This window comes from Thiohalocapsa sp. (genome assembly GCF_019695415.1).
Lineage (GTDB): Bacteria > Pseudomonadota > Gammaproteobacteria > Chromatiales > Chromatiaceae > Thiohalocapsa.
In genome coordinates this window covers 1-8,574 of sequence record NZ_JAIFKJ010000561.1, presented here as the reverse complement: position 1 = coordinate 8,574, position 8,574 = coordinate 1, and the positions used below count along the sequence as shown (strand labels likewise).

Sequence of the window (8,574 nt, the reverse complement as noted above, 5' to 3'; positions counted from 1 at the left end):
GAGCTCGCGACCTTTTAGTCCACCCACGGCCGCAGAGCGGCGGAGGCTCGCGCCGCCGCTCAACGTTGCCGGATCAGGCCTTATCAGAGCAAACGCGCCGGTGGCGTCGCCGCGTCGATAGGCGCTCTCGCGGCGCAGAGCGCCGGAAAGAACCAATTAAGTATACCGTCCCCGTTTCGGGGGGCTGAGCATCGAGCAGAGCAGCGCGTGCGGCCGCGCGACGACCGAGGGCCGCCGGTGGAGCCCGGCGGCTGTGGTTACCACATCAGGTCGTCCGGAACCTCGAAATCGGCATAAGGATCATCGGGATCGGCCACACCCGGCTTATTCCAGAGGACCAGGGTACTGGGGTCGGTCGCCTCCGCGCGCTCCGCCACCGCCGCAGGCACGAGCTCGTAGAAGTCGTCGTGGCGCACGATGGCGAGCTCGCCGTCGGCGATGGCCTTTTGCTGCGGTGCCTTGACGTAGAGTCGTTTGAGCGCGGAGCCGTCGGCAAAGTTATAGGCGACGTCACCGCCATCTCGGGAGACGCGGTTATCCCGCACCAGCTGCCAAAGGGCCACAAGCTCCGCCTTGCGTTGGCGCTCGGCCTCGCGCCGGCGGTTCAATTCCTGATCGCGCTCGCGTTTCGCGGCGGCCGCGCGCTCGGCGGCAGCACCGCGCTCGGCATCGTCCGCTGCACGCCCGCCGCCGGCACGCTTCTGCTTGCGCTTCTTGGTTTTCGCTTGTTTCAGCTGCTGCTCATTGACGAGCCCTGCCTTTAGCAGCTGGTCCTGCAGCGAGTTGGCCATGTGATTTGCCTCCACAACGGCGGCCGAAGGGCAGGACCGAGCACACGTCGGTACCGCCCGAGGAGCGTTCGGTCATTCTAGCCCAGCGGCGCTGGGGCTTGCCGGGCGCAGGCTGTCGCTCGCAAAGCGCGGGCAGTAGAATCCCGGCGCGACACCGAGGACATCGCTAAAGTCGCGATGCGCCTCCCACCCGCCGCCCAGCTCACTACCGACCCGGAGAACCGCCGCCATGCATCGTCCTGCCCGCCTGCTCGCCCTCGGCCTACTCGGCCTGCTGCCTGCACTCGCGGCAGCCGAGGGTGTGGGGTTTGTCAACATGGAGCGAGTCTTCGCCCAGAGCCCGCAGGGCCGGGCTGTCCAGGAGCGTCTCAACGCAGAGTTCGGCGACGAACAACAGGAATTCGCCCGCCGCGAGCAGGAGATCCGGCAAATGCAAGCCCGACTGGAGCGCGACAAGCCGCTGATGAGCAAGGCACAGCTCGAAAAGCAGGAGGCAGAGATCAAGGATCTGATTGCCCAGTTCGAGGACGACTTCGCCAAGGTGCAGGAGCAGGTAGCCAAGATCCAACAGGAAGAAGGGCAGAAGCTGATGGAGCCCGCACGCGAAGCCATCGAGGCCGTCGCCAAAGAGAAAGGCATCTCTGCGGTGTTTGAGGTCAGCACCTTCGACCCCAACCGCGCCGGCATGCTCTTCTTCGAGCAAGGGGCGGAAGTAGACCTGACGCAGGCCGTCATTGATGCGCTAAACGCGGACTGAATCTCTGCGTGGCCCTCCGGGCCTGATTCAGCGCACCGCCCGCCGCCAGGCGCTACCAGCACCCGTCCACCCGCCGCGCGGCTGCTGACAGCCCGGTTCCATAACCCAGGTCATCCCGGGGCGCTGCTGCATGGTTCTGGCGACATGACCCCTGGTTTACAATGGAGTAGCAGACTCGCGAGCATGGCACATCGGGCGCCGACGCGGGCTGTAAACAAAGCCTCATGCGCACGCCGACCCGGCAACAGCGTGCGCGAACGGGGCCGGAACCTGCTCCCGGGGCAACCACTCGCGCCGCTCAGGGCGCGCTGCTGCGGAGGACGATGACCCGATGCTCGGCGAAACACATGACCTGCTCCACGAGTTCCCGGAGCTGGAAGGCCAGATCGAAAACCTGCGCGAGTCCAACACGGATTTCGCGGCGCTGATGGACCAGTACGACGATCTGGACGCGCGCGTGCGCAAGCTTGAGGAGCTCGGCACCCCGGTGGCGGACGAAACCATCGAAGATCTCAAGAAGGAACGACTGCAGCTCAAAGACAAGCTCTACGATCTACTGCGGCCGGAAGGATGAGCCTTAACACCGACAGGCCGTCGCCCCCGACAGCCTGAGCGCCGCAACATCAGGCCCGCGACCGCCAGGTGGACGGCGTGCGCGGGTCGCGCCGGCGCATCTTCCTTGCGGCTCACCCCGACGCATGGACGGGGCACACCCACCTGCCACAACCCCTCGACGGCAGCTACGCCGGCGGGCGATGACCTAGCTCGCAGCGCTCGCACGGGCGCACCGCGACCCGCACTCGCCGCCCGCACCTGCTTCTCGCTCATGCCTGGGGCCCAGGCTGGTCTCTCGGCACAGCCGGCGCCGAACGGGCTCGCCTCCGAGTGCTCGGCCCTGCAAAACAGATAACAGCAATTACTATCGATGCCGAAACACGGCCAAGTCGCCGACGCCGCCGACAACGCGGATCGCGCACGCTCACGTCATCTCCGCCCCCTGGTGCGGCTGCTCGGCTTCACCTGGCCCTACCGCGGGCGCCTGGCGCTGGCGCTGGCGGCGTTGGTGCTGGCAGCGTTGGCGCTGCTCGCCTTCGGGCAGGTGATTCGCGCCGTCGTCGATCGCGGACTCGCCAGCGGCTCACCGCAGGCGCTGAACCTGGCGCTGGGCGTATTCCTCGGCGTGGTGCTCCTGTTCGCCGCGTCGGTGGCCGTGCGCAGCTATCTGCTCAATTGGATCGGGGAGCGGGTCGTCGCAGACATCCGCCGTGCGGTCTTCGCGCGCGCCCTCACCCTGGACGTGGGGTTCTACGAGACCACCCGCACCGGTGAGCTCATTGCACGCCTCACCAGCGACACAGCGCTGCTGCAGGTGGTCGTAGGCTCGACCCTGGCCATGGGGCTGCGCAGCGCCATCCTCGCCGCCGGCGGCTTGGTGATGATCGCGATCACCAGCCCCAAGCTCACCGCCTTGGTGCTGCTCGGCGTGCCGGTGGTGATCCTGCCCACCTGGCTCATCGGGCATCGGGTACGACGCCTCTCGCGCCAGAGCCAGGACCGCATCGGCGACGTCGGTGCCTATGTGGACGAGACGCTGCATGCCATCCGGACCGTGCAGGCGAGCTGCCACGAGCCCATCGACGCCGAACGCTACGGCAACCGGGTGGAGCATGCCTTCAGCACGGCAATGCGCCGCTCGGTGGCCTCGGCGCTGCTCTCCGGTGTCGCGACACTGCTCGCCTTTGGCGCCATCGGCACGGTGCTCTGGCTCGGCGGCCATGCGGTGCTGGCCGGCGAGATGAGCGGCGGCGAGCTGTCCGCCTTTCTGTTCTATGCGGTGCTGATGGCGGGCTCGGTGGGCTCTCTGAGCGAGATTATCGCGCAACTGCTGCGCGGCGCCGGCGCTGCGGAACGGCTCATGGAGCTCCTGGTCACTGAGCCCGCCATCAAGGCACCGCCGGCGCCCACCCCTCTGCCGATACCGGCACGGGGACACATCCGCGCCGAGGGCCTGACCTTCCACTACCCAGCACGCCCGGATACCCCGGCGCTGGCGGGACTGGACCTGGACATCGCCCCCGGCGAGCGCGTCGCCCTGGTGGGACACTCCGGCGCCGGCAAGTCGACACTGTTCCACCTGCTGCTGCGCTTCTATGACCTACAGCAGGGCCGCATCACCTTCGACGGTGTCGACCTGCGCGCGCTGGACCCGGCAGAGCTGCGCCGGCATATCGCCGTGGTGCCCCAAGACCCGGTGATCTTCGCCACCTCCGCGGCCGAGAACATCCGTTACGGCACCGAGGAGGCCAGTGATGCCCAGGTACACGCGGCCGCCACCGCCGCACACGCGGACGGCTTCATCCAGCGACTGCCCCAGGGCTATGAGACCTTCCTCGGCGAGCGCGGCGTACGCCTATCGGGTGGCGAGCGCCAGCGCATCGCCATCGCCCGGGCCATCCTTCGCGACCCGGCGCTGCTGCTGCTCGACGAGGCCACCAGCGCGCTGGACGCCGAAAGCGAGCGCCTGGTGCAGGACGCGCTGTCCCACTTGATGATCGGGCGCACGAGCATCGTCATTGCCCATCGGCTCGCGACCGTGCGCGACGCGGACCGCATCCTGGTGCTGGACCACGGTCGCGTGGTCGCCCAGGGCCGACACGCCCAGCTCCTCGCCCAGGATGGGCTCTATGCACGCTTGGCTCAGCTGCAGTTCCAAGACCTGCCGACGGCGGCAACAGACTGAGCCCGGCGGGCCGGCGCACGTCTGTTGCGGCCTGATTCTCTAGGGAGATGCTGATTTGGCAGAGGGTTCTACGCCGTGTCAGAGCCCCATCTTTTCGAAGAAGTGCTTGACCCCGTCGAGCCAGCTGGTGGAGTGGGGGCTGTGGTGCTTACCACCGCTGCTGAGGGTCTCGTCCAACTCCTGAAGCAGCTCCTTCTGGCGCTCAGTGAGGTTAACCGGGGTCTCGACCATGACACGGCAGATGAGGTCCCCCACGGGGCCGCCGCGCACCGGCTTCACGCCCTTGCCGCGCATGCGGAACATCTTGCCGGTCTGGGTGCCCGGCGGCACCTTGAGCACCACCTTGCCAGTCAGGGTGGGCACTTCCAGCTCGCCGCCCAGCGCCGCCGTCGCGAAGCTGATGGGCACATCGCAGAAGAGGTGGCTCTCCTCACGGGTGAAGATGGGATGATCCTGCACCATCACCTGCACATAGAGGTCGCCGGGTGGGCCGCCCTGCTCGCCTGGCTCACCCTCGCCGGCAAGGCGAATGCGGTCGCCGGTGTCGACGCCCGGCGGCACCTTGACGTTGAGCGTCTTTTCTTCGCGCAGACGGCCGCTGCCTCGGCAGTGCTTGCAGGGGTCTTCGATCACGGTGCCTGAGCCGCGGCAGGCAGGGCAGGTCTGCTGGATGGAGAAGAAGCCCTGCTGCATGCGCACTTGGCCGTGACCGTGGCAGGTGCTGCATTCCTTGGGCTTGGTGCCGGGCTTGGCACCGCTGCCACCGCAGTGATGGCATTCGACGGTGCTGGGAATCTTGATGCTGACGTCCGTGCCGGCGACGGCCTCCTCCAGGGTCAGTGACAGCTCATACCGCAGATCGGTGCCGCGGTGGGTGCGCCTGCCGCCGGCTCGCCCACCGAAGATGTCACCGAAGACATCGCCGAAGATGTCCGAGAAGCCGCCGGCGCCGAAGTCCCCAGACCCGCCGCCGAAACCGCCCTGCCCGCTGACACCGGCGTGACCGAACTGGTCGTAGGCGGAGCGCTTACGGGGGTCAGTGAGGACGTCGTGAGCCTCCTTGGCCTCCTTGAACTTGGCAAGCGCCTCGGCGTCGTCCGGGTTGCGATCCGGGTGGTACTTCATGGCCATCCGGCGGAAGGCCTTCTTGATGTCCTGCTCGCTGGCGTTGCGGCTCAGACCAAGGACTTCGTAATAATCGCGGGGCATCGGCGTCGTCTTGAGGGGACTGCGTTGTTATTCGTCGTGGCGTGGGGGCGGTGCCCACCTTGGGCAGATCATCCGGCCCTCCAACGCAAGGACGCGTGAGCAGGTGCCCACGCGTCTCTCGTTGGGTCATGGCCGCACGGTGGGCCTTACTTCTTGTCGTCCTTGACCTCTTCGAACTCGGCGTCCACCACGTCGTCGTCGGCGCCACCGCCGGCGCTGCCGCCGGCCTCAGCGCCGCCGGCACCGGCAGCCCCGGCTCCGGACTCAGGCCCGCCCTGGTTCTGGGCGTAAAGGCGCTCGGCCATCTTCGCGGAGGCATCACCAAGCTCCTTGGTGAGCGACTCGATGCGATCCTTGTCCTCGCCCTGCATGGCCTCCTCGAGCGCCTTGATGGCGGATTCGATCTGGTCCTTCTCACCGGGCTCCAGCTTGTCTTCGCCGACCTGCTCCAGCGACTTGCGGGTGGCGTGGATCATGGTGTCCGCCTGGTTGCGGGCGCCGACCAGCTCGTGGAACTTCTTGTCCTCCTCGGCGTGGGCCTCGGCGTCCTTCACCATGCGCTCGATCTCGTCGTCCGAGAGACCGGAGCTGGCCTTGATCACGATGGACTGCTCCTTGCCGGTGGCCTTGTCCTTGGCCGAGACGTTCAGGATGCCGTTGGCGTCGATGTCGAACTTGACCTCGATCTGCGGCACGCCGCGCGGCGCCGGCGGGATGTCGGCGAGGTCGAAGCGGCCGAGGGACTTATTGTCCATGGCCCGCTCACGCTCGCCCTGGAGCACGTGTACGGTGACAGCGGTCTGATTGTCGTCAGCTGTCGAAAACACCTGGCTCGCGCTGGTCGGGATGGTCGTGTTCTTATCGATGAGCTTGGTCATGACACCACCAAGCGTCTCGATGCCGAGTGACAGCGGCGTCACGTCGAGCAGCAGCACGTCCTTGACGCCGCCGCCCAGCACACCGCCCTGGATGGCGGCGCCGACGGCCACGGCCTCGTCCGGGTTGACGTCCTTGCGCGGCGCCTTGCCGAAGAACTCCTGGACCTTCTCCTGCACCTTGGGCATGCGGGTCTGTCCGCCCACCAGAATGACCTCGTTGATCTCGCCGGCGCCGATGCCGGCATCCTTGAGTGCGGTCCGGCAAGGGGCGATGGTGCGATCGACGAGATCCTCCACCAGAGACTCGAGCTTGGCCCGGGTCAGCTTCACGTTGAGGTGCTTCGGGCCCGTCTGGTCCGCCGTGATGTAGGGCAGGTTGATGTCGGTCTGCTGGCTGGCGGAGAGCTCGATCTTGGCCTTCTCGGCGGCCTCCTTCAGGCGCTGCAGGGCGAGCGGATCGTTGCGCAGATCAAAGCCCTGCTCCTTTTTGAACACCTCCACCAGGTGGTCGATGATGCGCAGGTCGAAGTCCTCGCCGCCGAGGAAGGTGTCGCCGTTGGTGGACAGCACCTCGAACTGGTGCTCGCCCTCGATCTCGGCGATCTCGATGATGGAGATGTCGAAGGTGCCGCCGCCCAGGTCATAGACCGCGATCTTCTGATCGCCGCGCTTCTTGTCCATCCCGTAGGCCAGCGCCGCAGCGGTGGGCTCGTTGATGATGCGCTTGACCTCGAGGCCCGCAATGCGCCCCGCATCCTTCGTGGCCTGGCGCTGGGAATCGTTGAAGTAGGCCGGCACGGTGATGACGGCCTCGGTGACGGACTCGCCGAGATAATCCTCGGCGGTCTTTTTCATCTTTTGCAGCACCTTCGCCGAGACCTCCGGCGGCGCCATCTTCTTGCCGTTTACCTCGACCCAGGCATCGCCGTTGTCGGCCTTGACGATCTTGTACGGGACCATCTCCTTGTCCTTGGAGACGATGTGGTCCTCGTAGCGGCGGCCGATGAGGCGCTTGATCGCGAACAGCGTATTGGTCGGGTTAGTCACCGCCTGACGCTTGGCGGATTGGCCGACGAGGACCTCGCCGTCGCCCGAAAAGGCGACGATGCTCGGCGTGGTGCGATCACCCTCGGCGTTCTCGATCACCTTCGGCTTGTCGCCCTCCATGACGGCGACGCAGGAGTTGGTGGTGCCGAGGTCGATGCCAATGATCTTTCCCATGGTGTCTCTCCAAATCGAAACTGTGGTGAATCTGTTTGTTGCCCCCGGGTCGCACCGTCAGAGGCCGGAACTGCCGGGGAGGTTGGGCAAAACCTTGAAATTCTCAAGCCTACTTCGCGCCGCAAGCACTGCTCTCTCGCGTGGGCCTGAGCCGGGTCGGGTACTGCAGCCGCCGGCGCCCTGCATGTCCCGGCGGCGCGCGGGGCGACGGCACTGCGAGCCGCGCATCGGGCGCGCGTCAGGCCTCCGAAGAGACCATGACCAGTGCCGGGCGCACCAGCCGGCCATTCAGGGTGTAGCCGCTCTGAATGACGTTGGTGACGGTGTTCGCCGGTAGGTCCGAGCGCGGTTGCATGGACATCGCCTGATGGTAGTCAGGGTTGAATGGCTCGCCCTCCGGATGCACCCGCTCGACACCGAACTTGCTCATCACATCGCCGAGGAGCTTGAGCGTCAGCTCGGTGCCTTCGCGCAGCTTCGCGACGTCGGCATCGGGCTCCTGGGCGGCGGCGTAGCCAAGCTCGAGGCTGTCGCGCACCTGCAGCAGCTCCTTGATGAAGCCCTCCAGCGCGAACTTGTGCGCATTCTCAAGCTCCTTCGACTGGCGGCGGCTCATGTTTTCCATTTCGGCGCGGGTGCGCAGCAGCTGGTCGTGGGCCTGATCCGCCTTGGCGCGGGCGTCCTCCAGCAGCATGGTGAGGTGCGCCGGGTCGGGCTGCGCCTCCGGCCCGCCCGGGGCGTCTGGGTCATCCGCGTTTTGCCCGGCATCTCCGGCATCCGCGGCGCCGGCAGACGCTTGCTCGCCAACGGGCGCTTGCCCAGGTTCCGGCTGCTGCCCAGCTTCCTGCGCAGCTTGGGCTGCGGCGGTCTCCGTCTGGCTGTCGTGTTGCTGATCTCGCTCCGGATTCATGTTGTCTTCTCCAGGGACTGCCTTTTCTAGGCTTGCCTCTCCAGGGTGTGAATGTCTGTGTCTAAGCG

Annotated in this window: 7 protein-coding genes; 3 read left to right on the top strand and 4 right to left on the bottom strand. The window is 66.7% G+C overall.

Annotated features, from left to right (window positions below):
• Positions 1-257: 257 nt before the first annotated feature.
• Positions 258-791, bottom strand: a complete 534-nt coding sequence (locus I6U14_RS15595; RefSeq protein WP_296900441.1) for a DUF2058 domain-containing protein — start codon at positions 789-791, stop codon at positions 258-260.
• A gap of 229 nt (positions 792-1,020) precedes the next feature.
• On the opposite strand from I6U14_RS15595, the gene I6U14_RS15590 reads away from it, so the two are divergent.
• The 3 genes from I6U14_RS15590 to I6U14_RS15580 all read left to right on the top strand — a co-directional run bounded on the left by I6U14_RS15590 (position 1,021) and on the right by I6U14_RS15580 (position 4,288).
• Positions 1,021-1,548 (top strand): OmpH family outer membrane protein, encoded by a 528-nt coding sequence (locus tag I6U14_RS15590; protein WP_296900440.1) that lies wholly within the window; start codon positions 1,021-1,023, stop codon positions 1,546-1,548.
• 331 nt (positions 1,549-1,879) lie between these two features.
• The gene (locus I6U14_RS15585) at positions 1,880-2,122 is read left to right on the top strand and encodes a YdcH family protein (RefSeq protein ID WP_296900439.1); all 243 of its coding nucleotides are present in this window, start codon (positions 1,880-1,882) and stop codon (positions 2,120-2,122) included.
• A 351-nt stretch (positions 2,123-2,473) separates the two neighbouring features.
• On the top strand, positions 2,474-4,288 hold the full coding sequence (locus I6U14_RS15580; protein WP_296900438.1) for an ABC transporter transmembrane domain-containing protein: 1,815 nt from the start codon (positions 2,474-2,476) through the stop codon (positions 4,286-4,288).
• A 78-nt stretch (positions 4,289-4,366) separates the two neighbouring features.
• On the opposite strand, the gene dnaJ is transcribed toward I6U14_RS15580, so the two are convergent.
• From dnaJ to grpE, 3 genes are all read right to left on the bottom strand, one after another.
• Entirely contained in the window at positions 4,367-5,497 is a 1,131-nt protein-coding gene (gene dnaJ / locus I6U14_RS15575; protein ID WP_296900437.1) for a molecular chaperone DnaJ, read from the bottom strand.
• Between the two features lie 146 nt (positions 5,498-5,643).
• Entirely contained in the window at positions 5,644-7,596 is a 1,953-nt protein-coding gene (gene dnaK / locus I6U14_RS15570; protein ID WP_296900436.1) for a molecular chaperone DnaK, read from the bottom strand.
• Positions 7,597-7,834: 238 nt separating this feature from the next.
• On the bottom strand, positions 7,835-8,506 hold the full coding sequence (grpE, locus tag I6U14_RS15565) for a nucleotide exchange factor GrpE (protein ID WP_296900435.1): 672 nt from the start codon (positions 8,504-8,506) through the stop codon (positions 7,835-7,837).
• Between the last annotated feature and the right edge of the window lie 68 nt (positions 8,507-8,574).

Coding starts and splice junctions, on each gene's coding strand:
- I6U14_RS15595 (WP_296900441.1), bottom strand. CDS start 791: ATGGCCAACTCGCTGCAGGACCAGCTGCTAAAGGCAGGGCTCGTCAAT.
- I6U14_RS15590 (WP_296900440.1), top strand. CDS start 1,021: ATGCATCGTCCTGCCCGCCTGCTCGCCCTCGGCCTACTCGGCCTGCTG.
- I6U14_RS15585 (WP_296900439.1), top strand. CDS start 1,880: ATGCTCGGCGAAACACATGACCTGCTCCACGAGTTCCCGGAGCTGGAA.
- I6U14_RS15580 (WP_296900438.1), top strand. CDS start 2,474: ATGCCGAAACACGGCCAAGTCGCCGACGCCGCCGACAACGCGGATCGC.
- dnaJ (WP_296900437.1), bottom strand. CDS start 5,497: ATGCCCCGCGATTATTACGAAGTCCTTGGTCTGAGCCGCAACGCCAGC.
- dnaK (WP_296900436.1), bottom strand. CDS start 7,596: ATGGGAAAGATCATTGGCATCGACCTCGGCACCACCAACTCCTGCGTC.
- grpE (WP_296900435.1), bottom strand. CDS start 8,506: ATGAATCCGGAGCGAGATCAGCAACACGACAGCCAGACGGAGACCGCC.